This window comes from Psychrobacter sp. C 20.9 (genome assembly GCF_001921765.1).
GTDB lineage: Bacteria > Pseudomonadota > Gammaproteobacteria > Pseudomonadales > Moraxellaceae > Psychrobacter > Psychrobacter piscatorii_B.
Window position 1 is genome coordinate 42,243 of record NZ_MRYC01000009.1, and the last position, 23,038, is coordinate 65,280.

17 protein-coding genes and 1 tRNA gene are annotated in these 23,038 nt (G+C 45.0%); 12 read left to right on the forward strand and 6 right to left on the reverse strand.

The window, feature by feature from the left end:
* Positions 1 to 128: 128 nt before the first annotated feature.
* A complete protein-coding gene (gene metH, locus BTW00_RS07500; protein WP_075106907.1) occupies positions 129 to 3,932 on the reverse strand; it encodes a methionine synthase in 3,804 nt (1,267 codons plus the stop codon).
* Between the two features lie 570 nt (positions 3,933 to 4,502).
* Between metH and BTW00_RS07505 the strand changes: the two genes are divergently transcribed.
* Together BTW00_RS07505 and BTW00_RS07510 are read left to right on the forward strand one after the other, a co-directional pair.
* The gene (locus tag BTW00_RS07505; RefSeq protein WP_075106908.1) at positions 4,503 to 5,057 is read left to right on the forward strand and encodes a fasciclin domain-containing protein; all 555 of its coding nucleotides are present in this window, start codon (positions 4,503 to 4,505) and stop codon (positions 5,055 to 5,057) included.
* A 429-nt stretch (positions 5,058 to 5,486) separates the two neighbouring features.
* Entirely contained in the window at positions 5,487 to 6,107 is a 621-nt protein-coding gene (locus tag BTW00_RS07510) for a fasciclin domain-containing protein (protein ID WP_075106909.1), read from the forward strand.
* A gap of 220 nt (positions 6,108 to 6,327) precedes the next feature.
* Here BTW00_RS07510 and BTW00_RS07515 read toward each other — a convergent pair whose 3' ends face one another.
* The gene (locus BTW00_RS07515; RefSeq protein WP_075106910.1) at positions 6,328 to 7,866 is read right to left on the reverse strand and encodes a sodium:alanine symporter family protein; all 1,539 of its coding nucleotides are present in this window, start codon (positions 7,864 to 7,866) and stop codon (positions 6,328 to 6,330) included.
* A gap of 1,017 nt (positions 7,867 to 8,883) precedes the next feature.
* Here BTW00_RS07515 and BTW00_RS07520 point away from each other — a divergent pair.
* The 4 genes from BTW00_RS07520 (at position 8,884) to BTW00_RS07535 (ending at position 12,656) form a co-directional block, all read left to right on the forward strand.
* Positions 8,884 to 9,516 (forward strand): LemA family protein, encoded by a 633-nt coding sequence (locus tag BTW00_RS07520; RefSeq protein WP_075106911.1) that lies wholly within the window; start codon positions 8,884 to 8,886, stop codon positions 9,514 to 9,516.
* Between the two features lie 123 nt (positions 9,517 to 9,639).
* Positions 9,640 to 10,827: a YgcG family protein gene (locus BTW00_RS07525; protein WP_075106912.1), complete on the forward strand. Its 1,188-nt coding sequence runs from the start codon at positions 9,640 to 9,642 to the stop codon at positions 10,825 to 10,827.
* 138 nt (positions 10,828 to 10,965) lie between these two features.
* Positions 10,966 to 11,490: a TPM domain-containing protein gene (locus BTW00_RS07530; protein WP_075106913.1), complete on the forward strand. Its 525-nt coding sequence runs from the start codon at positions 10,966 to 10,968 to the stop codon at positions 11,488 to 11,490.
* A gap of 167 nt (positions 11,491 to 11,657) precedes the next feature.
* Complete coding sequence (locus BTW00_RS07535) at positions 11,658 to 12,656, forward strand: adenosine deaminase (RefSeq protein ID WP_075106914.1); 999 nt, start codon at positions 11,658 to 11,660, stop codon at positions 12,654 to 12,656.
* 100 nt (positions 12,657 to 12,756) lie between these two features.
* On the opposite strand, the gene BTW00_RS07540 is transcribed toward BTW00_RS07535, so the two are convergent.
* A complete protein-coding gene (locus BTW00_RS07540) occupies positions 12,757 to 13,557 on the reverse strand; it encodes an NAD-dependent deacylase (protein ID WP_075106915.1) in 801 nt (266 codons plus the stop codon).
* 35 nt (positions 13,558 to 13,592) lie between these two features.
* On the opposite strand from BTW00_RS07540, the gene BTW00_RS07545 reads away from it, so the two are divergent.
* The gene (locus BTW00_RS07545; protein ID WP_075106916.1) at positions 13,593 to 13,955 is read left to right on the forward strand and encodes a hypothetical protein; all 363 of its coding nucleotides are present in this window, start codon (positions 13,593 to 13,595) and stop codon (positions 13,953 to 13,955) included.
* A 136-nt stretch (positions 13,956 to 14,091) separates the two neighbouring features.
* Here BTW00_RS07545 and BTW00_RS07550 read toward each other — a convergent pair.
* Positions 14,092 to 14,168, reverse strand: a tRNA-Arg gene (locus BTW00_RS07550).
* Between the two features lie 367 nt (positions 14,169 to 14,535).
* On the opposite strand from BTW00_RS07550, the gene BTW00_RS07555 reads away from it, so the two are divergent.
* The 4 genes from BTW00_RS07555 to queF all read left to right on the forward strand — a co-directional run bounded on the left by BTW00_RS07555 (position 14,536) and on the right by queF (position 18,196).
* A complete protein-coding gene (locus BTW00_RS07555; protein WP_256714033.1) occupies positions 14,536 to 15,177 on the forward strand; it encodes a cytochrome c5 family protein in 642 nt (213 codons plus the stop codon).
* Between the two features lie 299 nt (positions 15,178 to 15,476).
* Positions 15,477 to 16,439, forward strand: coding sequence for an ABC transporter ATP-binding protein (locus tag BTW00_RS07560; protein WP_058024026.1), 963 nt, complete (start codon positions 15,477 to 15,479; stop codon positions 16,437 to 16,439).
* A gap of 29 nt (positions 16,440 to 16,468) precedes the next feature.
* Positions 16,469 to 17,242 (forward strand): ABC transporter permease, encoded by a 774-nt coding sequence (locus BTW00_RS07565; protein WP_057762348.1) that lies wholly within the window; start codon positions 16,469 to 16,471, stop codon positions 17,240 to 17,242.
* Positions 17,243 to 17,326: 84 nt separating this feature from the next.
* Positions 17,327 to 18,196 carry an NADPH-dependent 7-cyano-7-deazaguanine reductase QueF gene (gene queF / locus BTW00_RS07570; protein WP_075106918.1) on the forward strand — a complete coding sequence of 290 codons (870 nt, stop codon included), beginning with the start codon at positions 17,327 to 17,329 and terminating at the stop codon, positions 18,194 to 18,196.
* 74 nt (positions 18,197 to 18,270) lie between these two features.
* On the opposite strand, the gene BTW00_RS07575 is transcribed toward queF, so the two are convergent.
* Positions 18,271 to 19,989 (reverse strand): proline--tRNA ligase, encoded by a 1,719-nt coding sequence (locus BTW00_RS07575; protein ID WP_075106919.1) that lies wholly within the window; start codon positions 19,987 to 19,989, stop codon positions 18,271 to 18,273.
* Positions 19,990 to 20,582: 593 nt separating this feature from the next.
* Between BTW00_RS07575 and BTW00_RS07580 the strand changes: the two genes are divergently transcribed.
* Positions 20,583 to 21,326, forward strand: coding sequence for a DUF4230 domain-containing protein (locus BTW00_RS07580; RefSeq protein WP_083603600.1), 744 nt, complete (start codon positions 20,583 to 20,585; stop codon positions 21,324 to 21,326).
* Between the two features lies 1 nt (position 21,327).
* Here the strand turns inward: BTW00_RS07580 and BTW00_RS07585 are convergent, their stop codons facing one another.
* Positions 21,328 to 22,947: a deoxyribodipyrimidine photo-lyase gene (locus BTW00_RS07585; protein WP_075106920.1), complete on the reverse strand. Its 1,620-nt coding sequence runs from the start codon at positions 22,945 to 22,947 to the stop codon at positions 21,328 to 21,330.
* Between the last annotated feature and the right edge of the window lie 91 nt (positions 22,948 to 23,038).

A 23,038-nucleotide genomic window follows, 5' to 3' on the forward strand; every position in this document is an offset into this window, starting at 1 on the left:
TGATACGTGCAGCGATAAGTTTGCTGAGAGCAGACAGAAGAGGACACAATAAAAAGGCTTAATCATGTTAAATGAATAAGCCAAAAAATAGCGATAAATGATCTAGGCGTTAACTGAGTTGTATGTTCTTACAAATTCGGATTTAACCACTTCTCAGCCGTCTTTATATCCCAGTCTTTCCGCTTGGCATAATCCTCTAACTGATCTCGGCCGATCTTACCGACATTGAAGTACTCACTATCAGGATGCGAATAATAAAAGCCGCTGACCGATGACGCAGGCCACATTGCATAGCTCTCAGTTAGCGTCGTGCCGATAGCGTCCACTGTACCCAGCCAATCAAACAATTTGCCTTTTTCGGTATGCTCAGGGCAAGCCGGATAGCCAGGCGCTGGGCGGATGCCAACGTATTTTTCTTTAATCAGCTCATCATTGGTGAGGGTCTCATCAGCCTGATAGCCCCAGTAGTCTTTACGGATGCGCTCATGCAAATGCTCGGCAAAGGCTTCGGCGAGGCGATCAGACAGCGCTTGTACCATGATGGCATTATAATCATCGCCTGCCGCTTTATAGTGCTCAGCGAGCGCTTCTGTCCCGACGATAGAGACGGTGAAGCCGCCCAAGTGATCGGTATGCGTCTCCGATGGCGAGATAAAGTCCGCCAAGCTCAGGTTTGGCTTGCCACTGGCTTTGTCGCTTTGCTGACGTAAGTGCTCGAACTGATACGTTGGCTTACCGTCTTGTTGTGGATCGTTGTCATAGACAGTCACCGTGTCCGAGCCAGTACGGCGAGCGGGCATGAGTTTGAACACGCCTTTGGCCACGATTGATTTTTCCTCAATCATTTTGTGTAGCAGCTCTTGGGCATTTTCAAACAGATCACGCGCCGCTTCACCAACCACATCATCTTGCAAGATTTTTGGGTATTTACCCGTTAGACCCCAAGAGATAAAGAATGGTGTCCAGTCAATGTATGGCAACAGATTAGTGATTGGATAGTCATCCAATATCACTTGTCCCAGCTTATTTGGCACTGGTGGTACATAGTTTTCCCAATCATACTGAAAGCCAATTTTGACCGATTCAGCATAGGTGACTTTGGCGGCTTTTGGTTGACGCTTCGCCAGACGTTCGCGGACTTTGACATACTCTTCGCGGGTTTCATCAATTAGAGCAGTACGGTGCTCTTTGGATAGCAGCTTGGTTACCACGCCGACTGAGCGCGAGGCATCAGAGACATAGATGACTGCATCGTTTTGATATTGCGGTTCGACCTTGACGGCCGTATGCGCTTTCGACGTGGTTGCGCCGCCGATCATCAAGGGTAGGGTCATGCCGCGCTCTTGCATTTGCTTGGCGACATAGACCATCTCATCGAGACTTGGGGTAATCAGCCCTGACAGACCGATGATATCGACTTTTTCTCTGATAGCGGTATCGAGGATGGTCTCGCATGGCACCATCACGCCCAGATCGACGATATCGTAGCCGTTACAGCCAAGTACCACGCCGACGATGTTTTTGCCGATATCATGCACATCGCCTTTGACGGTTGCCATCAGGACTTTACCTTTGACTTCGCCTTCGACTTTTTCCGCTTCGATGTACGGGTTTAGCCACGCGACGGACTGCTTCATGACACGAGCAGATTTTACGACTTGCGGTAGGAACATCTTACCAGCACCGAATAGATCACCGACGATATTCATACCGTCCATGAGTGGTCCTTCGATAACTTCTAGCGGTTTGGGGTATTTCTCCCACGCTTCTTTTGTATCTTCTTCGATAAAGGTGGTCACCCCTTTGACGAGGGCGTGGGCGATACGCTCTTCTACCGTACCCTCACGCCAGCTCATATCGACGGTGCTGTCTTTTTTCTTGCCGCCATCTTGGTAGTTTTCAGCGACCGTCATCAGACGCTCAGTCGCATCCTGACCAGTTTCGCCTTGATTGCGGTTGAGCATGACATCTTCGATGGCGTCACGTGCTTCCTTTGGAATATCATCGTACAGCTCAAGCATGGCTGGGTTGACGATACCCATGGTCAGGCCATTTTTGATCGCGTGAAATAGGAACACAGAGTTGATCGCTTCACGAATCGGATTGCCACGGAAACTAAACGACACGTTCGACACACCGCCTGAGACCATCGCGTTCGGTAGGTTTTCCGTGATCCAGCGAGTGGCATTGATAAAGTCCGCGCCGTAGTTGTTGTGCTCGATGATACCCGTGGCGACCGCAAAGATATTCGGGTCAAAAATAATGTCCTCGCTAGGGAAGCCCACTTCGTTGACCAGTACATCGTAGCTGCGTTTAGATATCTCGATTTTGCGCTCGTAGGTATCGGCTTGACCGTCTTCATCGAATGCCATGACGATAATGGCAGCGCCGTAGCGCATACATAATTTGGCGCGCTCAACGAACTCAGCATGACCTTCTTTTAGCGAGATGGAGTTGACGACAGATTTACCTTGCGTACGCTTGAGGCCTTCTTCGATGATGTCCCATTTAGACGAGTCAATCATGAGGGGCACACGGCTGATATCTGGCTCGCCTGAGACGAGGTTGACGAAGTGAATCATGGCTTGCTTCGAGTCGAGCATGCCTTCGTCCATATTGATATCGACGATCTGCGCACCGCCCTCGACCTGATCGCGCGCGACATCGAGCGCCTCGGTATAGGCTTCGGTCTTAATTAGGCGCAAAAACTTCTTGGAGCCTGTGACGTTGGTACGCTCACCGACGTTGACGAACAAGCTATCAGGCGTGATATTAAATGGCTCAAGCCCTGAGAGTCGGCAGGCAGGCGCAATCTCTGGGATGGCGCGCGGCGGATAGTTCGCCACCATATCTGCAATGTGGCGGATATGCTCAGGCGTTGTACCACAGCAGCCACCAACGATATTTAGGATTCCTGCTTTGGCAAAGCCTTCTAGCAGCGCAGCCGTTTCTTCAGAGGTTTCGTCATATTCACCAAACTCATTGGGCAGACCCGCGTTTGGATGCGCAGAGACGTAAGTATCAGCGATGTTCGATAGCGTTTGAATATGCGGACGCAGCGCATCAGCACCTAGCGCACAGTTAAAGCCAACGGATAGTGGTTTGGCATGGCGAATCGAGTTATAAAACGCCTCTGCCGTTTGACCAGATAGCGTGCGACCTGACGCATCAGTAATCGTACCAGAAATCATAATAGGCAGCTCAAAGCCAATATCATCAAACACACCCGTGATGGCAAATATCGCCGCCTTGGCATTGAGCGTATCAAAGATCGTCTCAATCAAAATAAGATCGACGCCGCCTTCTATCAAGCACAAGGTCGCTTCACGGTAGTTTAGGACTAACTCATCAAAGGTAATGTTACGAAAGGCAGGGTCATTGACATCAGGTGATATCGAGCACGTGCGTGAGGTTGGCCCCACCACACCGGCGACAAAGCGCGGCTTCTCAGGCGTCTTGGCGGTAAATTCATCAGCCGCCTCGCGCGCAATCTTGGCAGCAGTTTTATTGAGCTCTGGCACTAAGTACTGCATGTCATAGTCAGCCATCGACAGACGCGTACCATTAAAAGTGTTGGTCTCAATAATGTCCGCACCAGCCAACAGATGATCGTGATGAATGTCTTTAATCATGTGCGGCTGTGTCAGTACTAGCAAATCATTATTGCCGCGCACATCTTGGTCGATATCGGCAAAACGCTCACCACGATAATCTGACTCTTCTAGTTTATAGGTCTGAATCTGCGTACCCATTGCACCGTCCAACATCAAGATGCGTGAAGCCATCTGCTCAGTGATACGGGCGCGCGCGGTGAGCTGCTGTTCCTTATAAGGAAAGACAGCAGGTGGCGTCAAAATAAAGTCATCAGCGGATGATGCGTCAGAAGTAGTATCAGATTGAGAAGAGGTCGGTGAGGTCATCGTTTGAGTCATAGGTGCGCTGCTTATATCGTCAATATTATAAAAGGAAGGAATAACAAACCAATAGAGTACAAAGTCTTATAAAGGAAATCATCAAATTTGAATTATTCTAGCATGAAAAATATAGCACACATGGATACTGTTCATTCTACTTTTACCATAGACAAGCAGATACCTATTCATTGAACTGCTGAGCATAGCATTAAATTCTGTTTCGTAAAGAATATGTGCATAAATGAATATCATTTCGTTTATGGGTTACATAAAGCTTTGCTTATGCAAATGAAAGCCAACGCTTATGTTTAAAAGTACGACAGAGTTTACACCGGTACTACAAAAAGTTGCGTAAAGGCAGGTTGATAAAGCAGTCTTACATGTTAATTTTATTTCAGGAGAATTAGGTATTTGTAAGTTTTGCTTATAAGTCACTTATGGGCAAAAAGTTATTATTGTTCTGTTGGTCCATCTAGATGTTGCTTATCAAAAAGATAAGAATTGGACAGCACGAGCAACTGATATTAGAAGACAATATAACCTGTAAGACAATAAGCGAATACATACTCAATCATTAAGGATAATGTTATGAACCTCACTAAAATTGCGACTATCGGCACGCTAGCTATCTCTATCTCTGGCTTAAGCGCTTGTAACAATATGATGCCAGCAAAAAGCGCAGATATGAAGCCGCCAATGCATAGCCAAACTATGGCAAAAATGAACGTGGTACAAGTTGCTCAAAGTAATTCTGATTTTTCAGTCTTAGTAGAAGCCGTACAAGCAGCAGGTCTAGCAGGTATGCTGTCTGATCCTAACGCTCACTACACCATATTTGCCCCAACCAACGCTGCATTTATGCAAGCGCTACAAGAAACAGGCATGACCAAAGCGCAATTGTTTGCAAACAAGCCACTGTTGACCAAAGTTTTAGGGTATCACGTAGTTAGTGGCGACATGGCCATGTATGCCAAAGATGTCAAACCTGGCAATGTCATGACCGCAAGCAAAGACACGCTAATGGTGACGAATCAAGGTAAGTTGATGGACGAAAACGGCCGCACTGCCAATATTGTAAAAACAGATATCCCAGCGAACAATGGCGTTGTCCATGTCATCGATAGAGTGCTACTACCTAAATAAGCTTCATTAAAAAATAATTATTTTTTGTATTATGAAGATTTAGTGAGCAGCCATTATTTGATGAATTTTTCATTAGATAACGGCTGTTTTAGTATTTAATTGGCATGATTTAGATATAAGTAACGCCTATTTTAATGAGTGAGCATGACCAATAAGCGCGACCCTTCATATATCGCAATAACCGATATACAAGTGAACAATGGTATATACGTGATTGATACAGTGCTACTACTTAAGTAAGTATCAATTAAAAATTAAATCGTTAGAATTGAAACTATTGATATAGCGAATATCAGTTTACTTACAGTAAATTGTCTATAGCTAAAAAATGTCAATTATTGATATACGTATTAGCGTCAGCTATTCATGTAGTAAAGACAGTTATTCGCTAGACAAACCAGACATCCAATTATTAAAAAGGAATGACCCATGTTAAAGAAGAATTTATTATCGATCGCAGTAGTAACAGCAGCCATGTCATTAGCAGCATGTAACGATACTGAAACAGTCGCAGATCCAGCTGAGCCTGAAGTTACCACTGAAGAAGTGGTGGTTGAGCCAGTAGCAGAGACCGAAGCCGATCCAATGGTTGAAGCCGAGCCAATGGCAGATGACATGAACATGGAAGCGACACAAACCATCGCAGAAATCGCTGCAAACAATGACAATCTCACTATTTTGACAGCGGCACTAAAATCAGCGGGTCTTGACACCATGTTGATGGAAGACACCAAATACACTGTATTTGCGCCAACTGATGATGCATTTGCCCCTGTATTAGAAAAATTAGGCGTGACCAAAGACGAGCTATTGGCTAATAAAGACTTATTAAAAACCGTATTGCCTTATCACGTTGTTCCAATGGAAGTGAAAGCAGCTGACATCCCTTATGGTACCGATATCGAAACGGCGAACGGCAAAACCATCTCAATCAGCGAAGACAATGTTATTACTGATGCGACTGGTAACACAGCCAACATCACAGGTACTGATATCATGGCAAGCAACGGCGTGATTCATACAATCGACACAGTATTGATGCCTGAGTAAGATTAATATTTAGTTAAGTCACTCTGAGACTTAACAAGAGTAAAAGAGCCTAGCTATAATGCTGGGCTTTTTTGTGCCTATAAGATGGTGGCGCGTAGCAGCGGTATCTTAAAAATCTGCGTTATTTATTTGCAATAAAAAAGCCCGAGACCATTGCCTCGGGCTTTTAGGAAGACTGAATAAGATTGAGCAGTAGCTACGTTAGCGCATATTATCTCTATTACTTACGTAGTGGGTCTACATTCGTTCTTTTTTGGTCTGCTAGATGACGCTCTTCCCAATAAGGTGCGTTTTTGATACCGAATTTTGCAGGATCAAAACTGTAACGTGCCACACCAGCTTTACGTTGTGCTTCGTAGTCTTTAAGCATGGTAAGCGTTGGACGAGCCACGATAAAGATAACAAGGATACCAACAATGTTGAGCCAAGCCATAAGACCAACACCAATGTCACCAATTGCCCAGATATAACCAGCTGAGTTAAGACCACCATAAGCAACCATCGCCATGATAAGCACTTTCACTAGGAATAGACCAGTTCTGTTCGCACTACGACCAAGGAAACGTGTCAAGTAAGCGACGTTTACTTCAGCGATGTAGTAGTAAGCCAGAATTGTTGTAAAGGCAAAGAAGAATACAGCGATTGCGATAAAGGCATTACCAAACGTACCGTATACAGATTCCATTGCCATTTGCGTGAACGCAGGAGCATTGATTTCAGTAGTAGCAGCAACGTTCTGTACGATGAACTGACCATCTGGTAGCGTACCTTGAATGTTGTACATACCAGTAGACAAAATCATGAATGCAGTAGCAGAACATACTAGCAATGTATCAACATATACTGAGAATGCCTGAACGAGACCCTGCTGTGATGGATGCTCAACTTCAGCAGCAGCAGCAGCGTGAGGACCTGTACCCTGTCCAGCTTCGTTAGAGTAGATACCACGTTTCACACCCCAACCGATCGCAGCACCAAAACCTGCTTGTGCAGTGAATGCATCACCAACGATCATACCAAATACATCTGGAATCAAGCTGAAGTTGCTGAACATGATGATTAGCGCTAGGGCAATATAACCTAAAGCCATGAAAGGTACGGCAAACTCAGTAAAGGTTGCAATACGCTTAATACCACCAAAGATGATGACACCTAAGATGACTAAGATAATGGCCAAGCCAACCAAGCGCATAGAGCCAACTTCTAGGCTACCGATGTTCATGATCGTACCTTCGCCCATTAACTGTGCGAATGCACTGATAACACCGTTGGCCTGTACGCCAGGTAAGAACATACCGCATGATAAAATAGAAGCGATGGCGAAGAGGATGCCGTACCATTTTTGACCAAGGGCACGCTCAAAGTAATAAGCAGGGCCACCGCGATATTCGCCAGTTACCACATCTTTTTCTTTGTAAATCTGTGCAAGGGTAGACTCGACATAGGCAGTAGACGCGCCTAAGAACGCCACGATCCACATCCAAAATACAGCACCTGGACCACCGAAGCCGATAGCAGCAGCTACCCCAGCGATGTTACCCATACCCACACGTCCTGCGAGGGAAACGGCTAGTGCCTGAAATGACGAAATACCATCAGTACTGGACTTACCAGTGAATAGTAGTTTGATCATTTCACCGAATAGACGTACTTGTACGAAGCGCGTCATGATGGAATAGAACAGACCAGCGCCCAAGCACAGATAGATCAGTGCTGGGCTCCAGATAATTCCGTTTACTAAGTTAACTAAACCTTCCATATGTATATTCCTAGTACTGTCTCAAGGTGGCTCTGTATGCTAGGAGTAAATTAACTGGTTAACTTACTTATTTAAGTTAAGCAGTTAAATTATCTGCATCGACTCATATTTATATTAGTTAAGTCTCATACGTGCTTAGCCACCAAGAATGGACTGTAGTTGTCTGTATTTATCCGCTTGGCTTCATCAGTGACACAGACTATTTTTATAGCGCTTGTCATTGATAGCATTAATATCAGCTGTGTGTTTGATTGTTCTACAGCCTCAACTACTGCGGTGTCCTATCATCACGTTATGAATGAGATGAGTTATAAGTCCGCGGATAAAACAGGCGGTTATATAATTAAATACTCCTTATGATGAGGGTATTTAATTTGCTATGAGCCGTCCCGATTGGCTACACTGCTGGTATGGCGGATTGAATGTATTAGTGGAGTATCTAAGAGTGAGTAACTGTTTTTTATCACAATTATGAATTCTCTAATACGTATCAGACTATAAGTCCACTACCAAATGTATTCAAACCGTACGGCTACGTAACTGCAATTTGCCATATTTTTGTACCAATTACTAGAAATTTCTTTGTGTATGGACGGATAAGTTTTATTTTTGGACCATCGATTTATGCATCATTAGCCTTAATAAAGAAGCGAATTTATGAGCTGGCAATCCATTTAATAAACTTTAGTCTATCTAAATAGTAATAGCACTACATAAAGGTATAACCAAAAAAATGACACCCAGTTGTTGCGGTTGTGTTTTGGTAACGGTCAATTGTAAAAGCATCATGATAGCGTCATTATGAGCAGTATATCTTGTAGCTTATAAGACTGAGCAATATGCATGAGTGGTTTTTCATGTTGTGTCTGTAGATATAAAAGCTACAAGCACGTGCCTTTAATACAAAATATAGAACGCATATGACCGTTAGATGATTGTGAAGGCATAAGCGCAAAAAAATTATTAAAAAACGTGTTACCAGATATTTGTTATTTATCATTATTAGGAGAAACAACGATGACGCGTAAATCTATTATGAAGCCGATGGTACTAGCAGCACTATTGACGACGTCTACTGTCGGTCTCAGCGGCTGTGGTTATAACAATCTTCAGGCGCAAGACGAGCAGGTCACTGCTTCATGGTCAGAAGTGGTCAACCAATATCAGCGCCGCAGTGATTTGGTGCCAAACTTAGTCAAAGTCGTACAGCAATATGCTGAACAAGAGCAAGAGGTGTTCACCCAAGTGGCGGAGGCACGTTCACGTGCGGGCGGCATCACGGTGACGCCTGAAGTGCTCAATGACCCAGAAGCAATGGAGCGTTATGCTGCTGCGCAAGATCAAATGACAGGCGCATTGTCACGCTTGATGGCTGTGTCTGAGCGTTATCCTGAGCTAAAATCAGATGCACTGTTCCAAGATCTGCAAGCGCAGCTAGAAGGGACTGAGAATCGCATCATGGTTGCTCGTAACCGCTATATCCAAGAAGTGCAAGGCTACAATACCACTGTGCGCCAGTTCCCAACCAATATCACTGCAAAAGTATTTGGTATGGACACTAAGCCCAACTTTAGTGTAGCAAACGAAGAAGCGATTTCAACCGCACCAAGTGTTGATTTTGGCGACTCTGCAGAAAATTCAGCTGAATAAAATTTAGAATGAACGTGACGACAGAGCGGCATAGGCAGCTCTGTTCATTTAGCTAATGGTTCAATGAGGATTAGCTAGAGTCTATCAATTGGTAAAGATGTTATCTGAGGTGGTATAGATTAGATGAATAATTCAAAAGCAATCTTATCAGCATTACTGTTTACGTTAGGTGTCGTCAGCGTGCCTGCATTGCACGCTGCACCCAATGATACAGCGGTGGCGACAGATAGCACCTCGGATCTGCAAAACCGTAGTGTCGAAGATTTGGTGGCCGTTGCTAAAGCAGGCGAGTCTAACGAAGCAATTAATGATGCCGTATTAAATAACGACGCCATCAATGAAGCGGTGCTCGGCAACGACGCTATCAATCAAAACGCAGATAACCAAAACACAGCAAATAGTACAACCAATGCTCAAACAACCACTCAGCCACCTGTACGCTCCAGTGCCGAGGGTGTTGACGCTGATAAGTTGATACTCAATGAACCAGTCGTTGATCAGGCCAATATCTTAAATCCCCAAGAAAAGCTACGTCTAGAAGCGCAGCTTCGAAGCATTTATCAGCAGGGTCTAGCACAAGCAGCAGTGGTCATCGTACCAACTACCAATGGCGTACCAATATTTGATTATGCATTGCAAGTTGCTGAAAAGTGGGAACTGGGTGATGAAGCTATCGATGATGGTCTGCTGATTGTGGTCGCTGTCAATGACCGTGATATGTATATCCTCACAGGCTATGGGTTAGAGGGTGTATTGCCAGATGCTGCGGTCAATCGTATTATCCGTGAGGACATCACACCATTATTTAAGCAAAACAACTATGGTGCTGGAATACTGGCTGGCGTGGATGCACTCAAGACACGTCTAACGGCTGACCCTGAGGTATTGGCGCGTGCTGATGCGCAAGCTGATGAGCGTAGTGCCGTGCAAGGCTCAGATGAGCTACCATCACCTATTTTCTTATTTATTATGGCGATGATATTTGGCAGTTTTATTACCAACATCTTAGGCCGAGTATTTGGTTCTATTATCACGGCAGGCGGCTTTTTCGCCGGTTCGTTAGCGCTTGGCGGCGGCTTTTTTATGACATTGATCATGGCGATATTTATATGGATGTTCTTGATTTCCCGTGGCGGCGGTGGTGGCAAAGGCGGCGGCGGTAAAGGTGGGCGTAGAGGCGGTGGTATGATTTTCTTACCCGGTATGGGTGGGGGTAGTGGTGGCGGCTTTGGCGGTGGTGGTTTTGGTGGCGGCGGCTTTGGTGGTGGTGGCGGCGGTTTCGGCGGCGGCGGTGCTGGTGGCTCGTGGTAAGTGTCTGTTTATTAAAAGCCCAGATTAGTTATTAGAATCTCAGATTAGTAAAGACTCAAATTAATAAAAGCCAAAAATAGAGTCCCAGTAAATAGACCCAAATAACCATCAAAAATGACGTAATTGAGGAAAAATATAATGGCAGAAAACCATGCTTCAACTTCTAGCTTTGCTCGATGGTGGCGTCAGGTCTTGTTTGTACCTTTGCTGCATAGCAAGTGGCTGACAGCAGAAGCCAAAGCACGCCTGACAGATGAGGTGACACGCGCTGAGCGTGGGCATCGCGGTGAGGTGTTTTTGATTGTCGAAAACCATTTACCGATTCAAGACGCTTATCATATGGATTGCCGCGAGCGAGCAATTGATCTGTTTAGTGAATATCGAGTTTGGGATACCGAAGAAAACACTGGCGTTCTCATCTATGTCAATATCTGCGAGCATCAGTTAGAGATTGTGGCTGACCGCGGTATCAGCACTCATGTAAGCCCAACCGTCTGGCGTGCTATGTGCGAAAAAGCAGTATCAGGTATCAGCAACAAGAAGACAGAAGAGAGTTTGGCTGAATTGTTGGATGAAGTGGGACAAGTGCTGCGCCAGTACTATCAACTTGAGCACAATCCAGCAGGCAATGAGCTGTCTGATACCGTGGTATTTTTAAAATAGTAATACGGCATCTTGAAGCGCATTATTGATAGAGTCGAAGGTGACTGTTCTCGTCTCTAGGGTTTTGATGCTAAAATATCGCACGCAAAATGTTCGTACCGTTTAAAGACGGTACAAATATATAAATTGTCTACAGCTCGTCTCGATGACACCATTATTGGAATACTATGATTGATTTAATACAGAAACTACCAAAAGCGGAACTTCATTTACATATCGAAGGGTCATTAGAGCCTGAGCTGATGTTTAGACTGGCAAAAAAGAACAACGTAGAGATCCCTTATGACAGCGTAGAAGACGTGCGCGCCGCCTACAACTTTAATAATCTGCAAAGTTTTTTAGATATCTACTATGCCGGCGCAAATGTCTTACTCACCCAAGACGACTTTTATGATTTGACGTGGGAATATATTCTTAAGTGTGTTGAAGACAATGTTATCCACACAGAAATATTCTTCGACCCGCAGACGCATACCGAGCGCGGCGTGGCTTTTGAAGCGGTCATCACAGGTATCAAAGAAGCACTAGCAGATGCCAAAGAAAAGTACGGCATCACCTCTTGTATCATCATGTGTTTTTTACGCCATTTATCGCAAGAAGCAGCGTTTGAGACATTAGAGCAAGCGCTGGACTATAAAGATGACATCATCGGTGTCGGTCTGGACTCATCAGAGCTTGGTAACCCACCATCGAAGTTCAAAGAAGTCTTTCAAAAAGCCAAAGAAGCAGGCTTTAAACTGGTCGCTCATGCAGGCGAAGAAGCGGACTTTTCATATATCTACGAAGCGCTAGACTTATTGAATATCAGTCGAATCGATCATGGTGTGCAGTCTATAAAAAGCCCAGAGCTGATGCAGAGACTCAAAGACGAGCAAATGCCACTAACCGTTTGCCCGAACTCAAATATCGAACTGCGAGTTTTTGATAATTACAAAGAGCATAATATCAAAGCGCTTTTGGATTATGGTCTAAATATCAGCGTCAATTCAGATGATCCTGCCTATTTCAAAGGTTACGTAAATCAAAACTTTGTTAATTTGCATGAGAATCTACCGATAACAGAAGAAGATGTTATTACGTTAGTAAAAAACTCATTTAGATCGGCATTTATCAGCGACGAGCTAAAAGAAGATTACTTGGCGAAAGTGGACGCGGTATTGCAATAAGCTTTAGCGAGCTTATTTTTAGTAGTAAAGGCTTAACGGTTGATAGCAATCGTTAAGCCTTTTTTATTGTTTATCAGGTAATGACATTAAGCAGTCGCAGTTATAACGCAGTAATCTCTTCTATAAGTAACGGCAAAATCACTCCAGCTTTTTCTATTAGCGTGATATCGACGATGGTATTCGGTGTTGGGTCAGGGTTTATCTCGATAACTTGCGCACCATTTTGCTTGGCTAGCTGTGAGAGTCCGGCCGCAGGGTAGACCAAGCTTGAGGTACCGATACTGATAAACACATCACAGTTAGCCGCAGCCTCTTCGGCAGTCTGCCATGCTTGTACAGGTAGTGCTTCGCCAAACCACACAATATCTGGTCTGATGTAACCGTTGCAATGCGGACAAGTAATCAGCTTATCATCAAAACGTATCGTATCTTGCTTAATATAGGCGGCTCTTGATTGTTCTGGATAAGGTATCTCACACTGACCACAGCGATCACGCCACAGATGGCCGTGCAAATGAGTCACTGCGCTTCCAGCTTGCTCATGTAGGTCATCGACATTTTGGGTGATAAGTGTGACTTGCTGATCGGAGGTTTGCGCATGATACTGCCATTGAGCCAATGCATGATGGGCTGGATTTGGTGCTTTATCTGCGACCATCTGCCTCCGCCATTGATACCATGACCATACTAGCTTTGGATCGCGAGCGAATGCTTCAGGGGTTGCCAAGTCTTTCGCGCGATAATTCTCCCACAAGCCTGTTTGCTTATCTCGAAACGTCGGAATACCACTTTCGGCTGAAATACCAGCCCCTGTCAAAATGCAAACGCGCTCTTTCGATGCCAACAATGTTGCCGCAAGTTTTACTTCTGCTATTAACGCTGGTGATAATTCTGCTAACATGAGCCAACCCTTGTTAGTAATGGATATTTTTACTTATGATAGACGGAATTTGGTGGCTTGTCATATTGTTCGCCATCATCGTGGCCTTATGGTTGGTGGCAAAATCGCGCGGGGCAAAAGTAGGCGAAAAGCACGGTAGTGCCAAGTCAAAAAATACAATACCGAATGATGCCCTGCAAAAAACATCCGCATTATTAAAGCAGTATTTTCCTGATTATCGGATCACTCGTAAGGCAAATCACTTGCTCATCAGCCAACAAGGCAAAAAGATGGCGATGATTACGATTGATAAAAAAATTGCTGAAGGTCAACGTCGTTTGGGTGAGGTGCCAGTGATTAATTATCACCGTGTGCCTAGCCGTGCTCAGCTAACAGCTAACTTACAAGACGCGAAGTAAGTTTTATATAGGTGATAGAACTAGAGGTATGCGCGCACAGAAAGACTGCCAACATTTTGAAACGTCGGTCTGATGAGTATGAGTAGTTTAGGATAGTACTAAGGAGTTGATGGAGCGAGGTTGTAAACATCATGATTGGTGCGCTCGGCGGGAATCGAACCCACGACCCTCGGCTTCGGAGACCGATACTCTATCCAACTGAGCTACGAGCGCATATGATAACGATATGTCTGACTGTCACGCTTAGATGCGCATGATAACCAGCATATGATGCCTAGAAATAAAGACCGCTTAGTCTAACAAATAAAATGCATAAAGCCAATAAATGACAGTCGTGATTGAGGTTTTTTAAGAAAAAACAGCCAAGTCATTAAACAAGCATGGCAATTTACCTGCCTTTTCCCTTATAATGTTGGGGAGAATTCATATTTATAATCACCGATTGCAAGTGCGCTGGCACGCGGGATAGCTGTCTGCTATTGAGGACTTAGAGGTCGTCAAAGGAGGACAGACAGAATGTCCGAGCTGTGCTAGTCCTTGTATACGTAATAAGAGAACGTGACGAATGAGAAAAGTAGTTATGTTATCGGCAGCTGCCATTCTAGGAATCGCTAGTATCGCGGTGAGCCAAGCTGAAGATATTGTCGACACGCCTGTAACTGTGACTGACGTCGCAGAAGGCCAAGAAGTCGTAGAAGAGGCGCCGCAAACGCTAGGTGGTGAGCCGCAAGCTGCTGCAGACACAACAGATGGCGCTGCACCTGCTGATGGTGCCGCTCCAGCAGAAGGCGAAGAGACCGCCGCTGCAGCGCCTGCCGCTGACGAAGAGCCGATTCCACAAGATACGCCGCAAGTACAAAAGCTGATTGCTTTGTATCCTAATCTGATTGCCCGTATTCAACCTGTTGCAACTGTATGTTTTGAAGACGATGAAGTGTGTGATGTAACAGCACGCTCATCTGGCCCATCTGCTGGCGACGGTCCTCGTGATGGTAAAGCAGTATACAATGCGGTATGCCATACTTGTCACGCCGCTGGTTTGTTAGGTTCACCTATCTTTGGTGATGCTGGCGCTTGGGGACCACGTATCGCGAAAGGTAAAGATACGCTATATACCCATGCTATCAATGGTTTCAATGCGATGCCTGCTAAAGGCGGCGCAGACATCCCTGATGAAGAAGTCCAAAACGCTGTAGACTATATGGTTGAAGAAGCAAGCTAATTTTTGCTAACGGCTTTGCTGGCTTTTACAATAGTTATCGATAAAGCGCCTATTTCAGTAATGAGATAGGCGCTTTTTTATGATAAGTATTATTAATACGGTACTTCAAATATAAAGCAGTTGAAATTTGCGATTAGCAGCCTCATTTTATGAGATTACACCGTGTCTTCTAGATAGTAGAGCGTGTTGAACATTTTTATATGGCCTCGGTCAGTATGATAATGACAGTCGAATGTTCAACACGGCCTATTATTCTAAAATCGTGTTTTATACAAATTGATAAAAAATAAGAGGTCTTCATGTCTGATGTACCAGCACTTTCTATCCAAGGCTTATCCAAAACCTATGACAATGGGTTTTCGGCGTTAAAAGGGGTTGATTTAACCGTACCACAAGGTGGGTTCTTTGCACTGCTTGGCCCAAATGGCGCAGGTAAGTCCACCATGATTGGCATTATCAGTTCACTATTTAAGCCAACAACGGGTAGTGTCCATATTTTTGGGACAGATTTATTAGAGAACCCTTCGATTGCCAAACAGTACCTTGGCGTAGTACCGCAAGAATTTAATTTCAACATGTTTGAGAAAGTCGAAGATATCTTGATTACGCAAGCAGGTTACTTTGGTATTCCAGCAAAAGAAGCCAAGCCAAGGGCAAAAAGACTGCTGACAGCACTGGGGCTATGGGACAAGCGTGATAGCAAATCGCGTGATTTATCTGGCGGTATGAAACGCCGTCTGATGATTGCGCGCGCCTTGATTCATAAACCAAAATTACTGATTCTCGATGAGCCCACAGCAGGGGTGGATATTGAGCTGCGCCGCTCGATGTGGGAGTTTATGCAGCAGATCAATATCGAAGAAAACACCACGATTATTTTGACCACCCATTATCTCGAAGAAGCCGAGCAGTTGTGTAAACGCATTGCGATCTTGGATCACGGTGAGATTCGTATTAATACAGAAATGAAAGATTTATTGGCGCAGTTGTCAGTAGAGACGTTTGTCTTTGATCTAGAGACGCCGCTCAATGAGCAATTGGCCCTGACCGGAGTGACAGACATCTCCCAGCCAGATAAGCAGACGCTAGAAGTCACCCTGACAGAAGGCGAGTCATTAAATGGTGTCTTTGATCAGTTATCTGATAAAGGCATCAAAGTCGGTAGTATGCGTAATAAAGCCAACCGTCTAGAAGAGTTGTTTATGCGCTTGGTTGACAAAAATATTGAAAGTGCAAACAGCATGAAGGAGGCGGGATTATGAGTCAGGAACTAATCGATCATAATAAAACGATGTCACTCAGTAAAAAGTGGATTGCGTTTCGTACTATTTGGTTCAAAGAAGTGCGCCGTATTCTGCGTATTTGGCCGCAGACGCTATTACCGCCAGTGATTACGATGAGCTTGTACTTTGTCATTTTTGGTAAGATGATTGGCTCGCGCGTAGGTGAGATGGGCGGCGTGCCCTACATGCAGTTCATCGTACCAGGTTTGATCATGATGTCGATCATTACCAACAGTTACTCGAACGTGGTCTCAAGCTTCTTTAGTGCCAAATTCACGTCTAGTATCGAGGAGCTGCTCGTTTCACCCGTCTCCAAGCATGCAATTTTGATGGGTTATATCAGCGGTGGTATCTTCCGTGGACTGGCTATCGGGGTGATTGTCTCGATTGTCGCGTTATTCTTTACTGACCTCGGTATCGAGCATTTATTTGTCACTGTATTTACGGTACTTGGCACGTCTATTTTGTTCTCACTAGGCGGTTTTATCAATGCGGTGTTTGCGCGATCATTTGATGATATCTCTATCATTCCAAGCTTTGTATTGACCCCGCTGACCTATCTTGGCGGCGTGTTCTATTCGATGGAAAATTTATCACCATTTTGGCAAAACATCTCGCTATTAAACCCTATCGTCTATATGGTCAACTCTTTCCGTTACGGTATCTTGGGCTACTCTGATGTCAACGTTTGGTATTCGATGGCAGCGATTTTTGTATTTTGTGCAATATTTTATACCATTGCTTATCGCTTGCTCAGTAACGGTTCGCGCGTGCGCTTGTGATGGTCAGCGTGTGAAGCGATAGCGATGCCCAAAGCGCTGTCGGTTGAGCAGTTAGGGTTTAACGATTAAATAGTAGGAAAGTAAATGAGTATTCATGGTATTTTAGGAGAACAAACCACCGATTATCCGACTGAGTATAGCCCAGAGACGCTATATCCTATTGCACGTAGTATGGGACGTGATGTGATTGGCTGCCACGCTGACAAACTAACGGTCGGCGTAGATTGGTGGCAGGCATTCGAGATCTCTTGGTTAAATCTACAAGGTATTTCGCAAGTGGCGATGGCGCGGTTTAGTATTCCTGCCAGCTCGCCCTTTATCGTAGAGTCAAAATCGCTCAAGCTATATTTGAACAGTATCAATTTTACTGAGTTCGCCAGTTGGAATGACGTTCAAGCGTTGATCGCTAAAGACCTGTCAGCCTGTTTGCAAGCGGAAGTACAGGTAGAGCTATTTGCGCTGAATGATGCAGCAAGCCTGCTAATAGCCCAGCCAACAGGTATTTGTATTGATGACGCATTGGCAGGTAGCACGGGAAAAATCGCGTTAACTGAGCATCCGGATGCATCACTGTTGAGTAATGATGAAACAGAAGCGAGCAGTGAACGTGTGGCAAATAACAGCAATCAGCCTTATGTGTTTTATTCTAATCTGCTGCGTAGTAACTGCCCTGTGACCAATCAGCCAGATTGGGGCACACTAGCTGTGTCGATAACGACTGACAAGACTTTTAACAACGCAAATATGCTACGTTATATATTAAGTTTCCGTCAGCATAACGGCTTTCATGAGCAGTGTGTTGAGCAGATATTTGCAGATTTGAGCGAGCATTATGAGCCAAGTGAGTTGATGGTACGCGCATGGTATACACGCCGCGGCGGTATCGATATTAACCCTTGCCGTGTTAGCGATATGGCACTATTGCCTGCGCCGAGTCGCCTGATTCGCCAGTAGTGATCATTCAATCATGATATGACAGACATAAAAAAAGCGCCTACTTATGAGGCGCTTTTTGTGTATTAACCAGTTTACTCGCAGCCCAATTTTGCCAGTAGCTCGTCACGGCTAAGCAACTCTTTTTCACCGTCACGACGATTGACATATTCGTATTTGTCTTCAGCGATGTTACGATCAGACACGACGATACGGTGTGGAATACCAATCAATTCTAAATCAGCAAACTTCACTCCTGGGCGTTCGTTACGATCGTCCAGTAGGATGTTGACACCTTTGGCCTTTAGCGTCTCATAAAGCTCAGTGGCAGTCTGCATGACCGTCTCTTCTTTTGACTTCATCGGTACGATAGCCACTTCAAAAGGCGCAAGTGAGTCTTTTACATCAGGCGTTTGTGGCCATATGATACCGTTATCATCGTGGTTTTGCTCGATGGCAGCAGCGATGATGCGGCTGACGCCGATACCATAGCAGCCCATCATCAAGGTTACAGGCTTGCCAGCTTCGCCTGAGACGCTGCAGCCAAGTGCTTGTGAGTACTTATCACCCAACTGGAAGATATGACCAACTTCGATACCGCGTTTGATTTGTAGGGTTCCCTGACCATCAGGTGAGGCGTCGCCTTCGAGTACGTTGCGGATATCAACGATGCGTGTGATGTGCGCGTCACGATCCCAATTGACTCCGGTTGCGTGTTTGTTGACTTCGTTGGCACCAGCGACAAAGTCAGAGAGAATAGCCGCTGCGCGATCGACGAACACAGGGATATCTAGATCGACACCGATATAGCCTTTGAGCAGTCCTGCGGCTTTTAGCTCCTCTTCACTCGCCATAGTCAGCGGCGTGTTTACTTCTTCGATTTTTTCCGCTTTGATGTCGTTGAGCGTATGATCGCCGCGCAGTACCAGCGCAACCAACTGCTCTTCGTCTTCTGGCGTATGACCTTTGACAATCAAGGTTTTCACGGTGGTGGCAAGTGGAATGTCTAAATGCTCAGCAACTGCTTCGCAGGTTGGCATATTAACGGTATCAACGTTGGTTAGCTCTTGGGTCGCAGGCTGACGCTCGCCTGTGCTAATGGCTTCAGCAAGCTCAATATTGGCTGCATAGTCAGAGATGGTGGAGAAGGCAATGTCATCTTCGCCGCTGTCTGCCAAAACATGAAACTCATGTGAGGCAAAGCCGCCGATAGAGCCTGAATCCGCTTGTACCGCGCGAAAGTCAAAACCCAAACGGCTAAAGATACGAGTATAGGCGTCGTACATATCTCGATAAGTCTCAGCAAGTGAGGCTTGATCGATATGAAACGAGTAAGCATCTTTCATGGTAAATTCGCGTGCGCGCATCACACCAAAGCGTGGACGAATCTCGTCACGGAATTTGCTTTGAATCTGAAAGAAAGTAATCGGTAGTTGCTTATAACTACGTAGCTCGCCTTTTGCCAGATTGGTGATGACTTCTTCATGCGTTGGACCCAGCACAAAGTCACGATCATGACGGTCTTTGAAACGCAGTAGCTCAGGGCCGTAGTCTTCAAAGCGTCCGCTGGTCTGCCATAGCTCAGCAGGCTGCGTCATCGGCATCAGCAACTCTTGTGCGCCGATGTTTTGCATCTCTTCACGAACGATGCGCTCAACCTTTTGCAAAATACGCAGACCCATGGGCAACCAAATATACAATCCAGAAGCGATCTTGCGGATAAGACCAGCACGCACCATCAATTGGCTTGAGGCGATGTCGGCATCACTTGGGGTTTCTTTTAGTGTGGCAAATAAAAATTGACTGGCTTTCATAAATAAAGCGTAACCTTATCTTTGATAAAAACATAAGAAATAGTAGGATGTTGAGCGTATGGCTAATCGTTTCATTGCCGCCGCAAGCTTACCTTTATCACTTAGCAATATTCTAGGGTATTTCCTAGTTACTCACATGCTGGTATAAAAAAGCACATCAGTAAGAACCACTCTTATAAGAGTAAACAAGAGAGGCAAATTTGATTTGAGGTATGAACATGCCGAAATGCAAGATATTCAGGGCAAAAGCCTGATAATGCTAAAAGACTGACATTTTATACACACAATCTGACATGTTAGGTAAAGTTCGCCTAAGACGCAATGACTTTTTATCTTTTCAGACCGAACGTTATACAAAGGCTGAGATGAGGCTCGAATAATTGAGTTGTTTATAAGCTTTTAAGCCAAAGGTAATGTATGTTTTGGAGATTGCCTGATTTACGTATTATGTAGAAGATTGGTAGCCACTACTTGAATTTACTGCACAATAGTCGCATTTACAGGTTAAGTATTTGTTTTAATTATATAAAATCGTTGGTCATCTGAAAAACGATGCACTCTTATAACGATGCACCTTTATAAAGGTAACTTCTATGAGTAGTCCTGATATGAACAATACCAATGGCACCCACAAGCCAGCGAAGCAGCCTATTGCCACAATGTCTTGGGTAATATTACTCATTGGCTTAGCAGCCATCGTTTTTGCTATTTATAGCGCGCAAAAAATCACAGAAGAAGAACCGATAGAAACCATTACTCGAGAAGGCGTGGTCACGCAAATCCAGCAATTAAACAGACTCCATACCGTCGCGTTTAGTGTTGATACGGTGATTACGAGTGAGCGTCCGGGGAGTTGGATGAAGTTGTGGCAAGATGAACAAAAAGCGCTGTTCATCGCTCATGGCCGCGTCGAAGCAGGGGTTGATCTGAGTGCTTTGACGCCTGAGATGGTGCAGGTCATTCAGCCTACTCAGACTATAACTGATACAGAGGATGAGCAAGCTGCGAATAATGCACCTGCCTCAGCCATGCCACAAATCAATATTACCTTACCACCTACAGAGATATTTTCAGTATATTTAGATGATATCGAGATTTATGACTGGCAGACAGGCGCTTTTGGCATGATGCAAGTTGATCCTAAGATATTGGCGCAAGCACAAACCATGGCAAAAAAGGAAGTGCTAGAGCGTGCCTGCCGAGGAGATGTCATGAATATGGCGCTGCAAAATGCTCAAACGCAATTGCAGCAGCTGTTTGCTTTAACGGGTGCTGTCGTGACGGTCAACACGCAGGGTGCAGGCGCATGTCAGTTGCCAGCAGTCACTAATAGCTAGTTTACTCTTTTTTAAATTCAGCAATGGCGAGCTTACGTGCTGATTTATGTTCGACCATCGGCGCAGGGTAGTCAGCATTTGCAAAGTCTCCACCCTTCGCCAGTGCTTTACGCATTTTATCCTCACTATGCAAAGTGCTCGCGGGGATGTCTTTTAGTTCTGGTAGCCACGTTTTGATAAATATTGCTTTTTTATCATGAGTGCTGCCTTGGCTAAAGGGGTTCATAATACGGAAGTAGGGCGCTGAGTCAGTACCTGTTGATGCGCTCCATTGCCAGCCGCCATTATTGGAGGCAAAATCCCCATCGATGAGCTGCTGCATAAAGTAGCGCTCACCCAAGCGCCAATCAATCAACAAGTCTTTGGTCAAAAACATTGCTGTGACCATGCGCAGTCGATTGTGCATAAACCCCGTTGCATTGAGACAGCGCATCGCAGCATCAACGAGTGGTACGCCTGTTTTGCCTGTACACCATGCTTGAAAATCCTCTTCATTGTATGACCAACTCACTTTGGTGTCAGTGTCCTCTTTATACGCTTTATGGCGAATCAGGTTTGGCTTATCGACCAGCACATGACGATAAAAATCTCGCCATGCAAGCTCGCTTATCCAGCGGTCGATATCTTCATTATCGCCATCATTGCCGTGTAGCTTTTCTTGTACTTTGCTGGCTTGTAAATAGCAGAGCCGCGGGCTGATGGTGCCTATAGTGAGATAAGCGGATAGCTGACTGGTGGCATGCAGGTGTGGCACATCGCGGCTGACATCATAGTCATTGATATCATCAGCGACAAACTCATCTAAGCGCTGGCAAGCAGCAGACTCCCCTGCAGGATAGGCGTCCCTTGCGGCAGTAAGTTGGGCTTTCATATCGATATGCTGTAACGAGTCCTCTTTTTGCAGCGTCTTTTGATAATCACCAAGCATTTCTTCACTGAGGGCTTTGATATCGTCAACTGTATGGGCACTATTTTTCGATGATTTTAGCTCGATTTTATCATCGCAGTCGACTGCTGGCGCGTCATGCGTCTGGATGGTGCTAACGTCTAGCGTATGTCGCCATTTCTTATGAAACGGCGTGAAGACTTTATACATACTATCGCCGTCATTTGTCGTGATACTCAGCGGTGGCAAGATACATTGGTCATGCCAGCGGACAAACTCGATGTCGTCCCTTGCAAGCTGCTGACTCAATGCCTCATCACGATCAATCTCATTGCCTTCGTATTCATGGTTAGCCATTACGCAGCTGATATCATGATCCTGACACAAGGTCGCTAGAGACTCTATACAGTCAGAAAAGCTTGGACAGAGCTGTACTGTTAAAGTGATATTCAGTTGTGATTTCAAATCCTTTGCTAGTATAGGTAACGTACGGGCAATATGGTCGACTTGCACCAGAGAGGTGTCATGCTGTTGCCACTGCTCGGGCGTCAAAAAGAATATGGCGGATACCGATGCATTGTCTTCATTAGCCCGCTCGCATAGTGCTGCCAATGCAGTATTGTCATGAATACGCAAATCTCGACGAAACCACATCAAGTAATGCAACGGACTGTCGCTATCGCTACTGTCATTGTTTTTATTATTGCTACCATTGTTGTTAGTAGTCTTTGACATCAAAGTATCCCTATATGAATCAATCGCAATCATAAACAAAACTCGGCATAAAAGTATGCTAGGATAAGTTTTTGGATGCAATGGCTTTGCC

Coding starts and splice junctions, on each gene's coding strand:
- queF (WP_075106918.1), top strand. CDS start 17,327: ATGAGTATTCATGGTATTTTAGGAGAACAAACCACCGATTATCCGACT.
- BTW00_RS07510 (WP_075106909.1), top strand. CDS start 5,487: ATGTTAAAGAAGAATTTATTATCGATCGCAGTAGTAACAGCAGCCATG.
- BTW00_RS07555 (WP_256714033.1), top strand. CDS start 14,536: ATGTTATCGGCAGCTGCCATTCTAGGAATCGCTAGTATCGCGGTGAGC.
- BTW00_RS07585 (WP_075106920.1), bottom strand. CDS start 22,947: ATGTCAAAGACTACTAACAACAATGGTAGCAATAATAAAAACAATGAC.
- BTW00_RS07545 (WP_075106916.1), top strand. CDS start 13,593: ATGATAGACGGAATTTGGTGGCTTGTCATATTGTTCGCCATCATCGTG.
- BTW00_RS07565 (WP_057762348.1), top strand. CDS start 16,469: ATGTCACTCAGTAAAAAGTGGATTGCGTTTCGTACTATTTGGTTCAAA.
- BTW00_RS07540 (WP_075106915.1), bottom strand. CDS start 13,557: ATGTTAGCAGAATTATCACCAGCGTTAATAGCAGAAGTAAAACTTGCG.
- BTW00_RS07525 (WP_075106912.1), top strand. CDS start 9,640: ATGAATAATTCAAAAGCAATCTTATCAGCATTACTGTTTACGTTAGGT.
- BTW00_RS07515 (WP_075106910.1), bottom strand. CDS start 7,866: ATGGAAGGTTTAGTTAACTTAGTAAACGGAATTATCTGGAGCCCAGCA.
- BTW00_RS07535 (WP_075106914.1), top strand. CDS start 11,658: ATGATTGATTTAATACAGAAACTACCAAAAGCGGAACTTCATTTACAT.
- BTW00_RS07575 (WP_075106919.1), bottom strand. CDS start 19,989: ATGAAAGCCAGTCAATTTTTATTTGCCACACTAAAAGAAACCCCAAGT.
- BTW00_RS07520 (WP_075106911.1), top strand. CDS start 8,884: ATGACGCGTAAATCTATTATGAAGCCGATGGTACTAGCAGCACTATTG.
- BTW00_RS07530 (WP_075106913.1), top strand. CDS start 10,966: ATGGCAGAAAACCATGCTTCAACTTCTAGCTTTGCTCGATGGTGGCGT.
- BTW00_RS07505 (WP_075106908.1), top strand. CDS start 4,503: ATGAACCTCACTAAAATTGCGACTATCGGCACGCTAGCTATCTCTATC.
- metH (WP_075106907.1), bottom strand. CDS start 3,932: ATGACTCAAACGATGACCTCACCGACCTCTTCTCAATCTGATACTACT.
- BTW00_RS07560 (WP_058024026.1), top strand. CDS start 15,477: ATGTCTGATGTACCAGCACTTTCTATCCAAGGCTTATCCAAAACCTAT.
- BTW00_RS07580 (WP_083603600.1), top strand. CDS start 20,583: ATGAGTAGTCCTGATATGAACAATACCAATGGCACCCACAAGCCAGCG.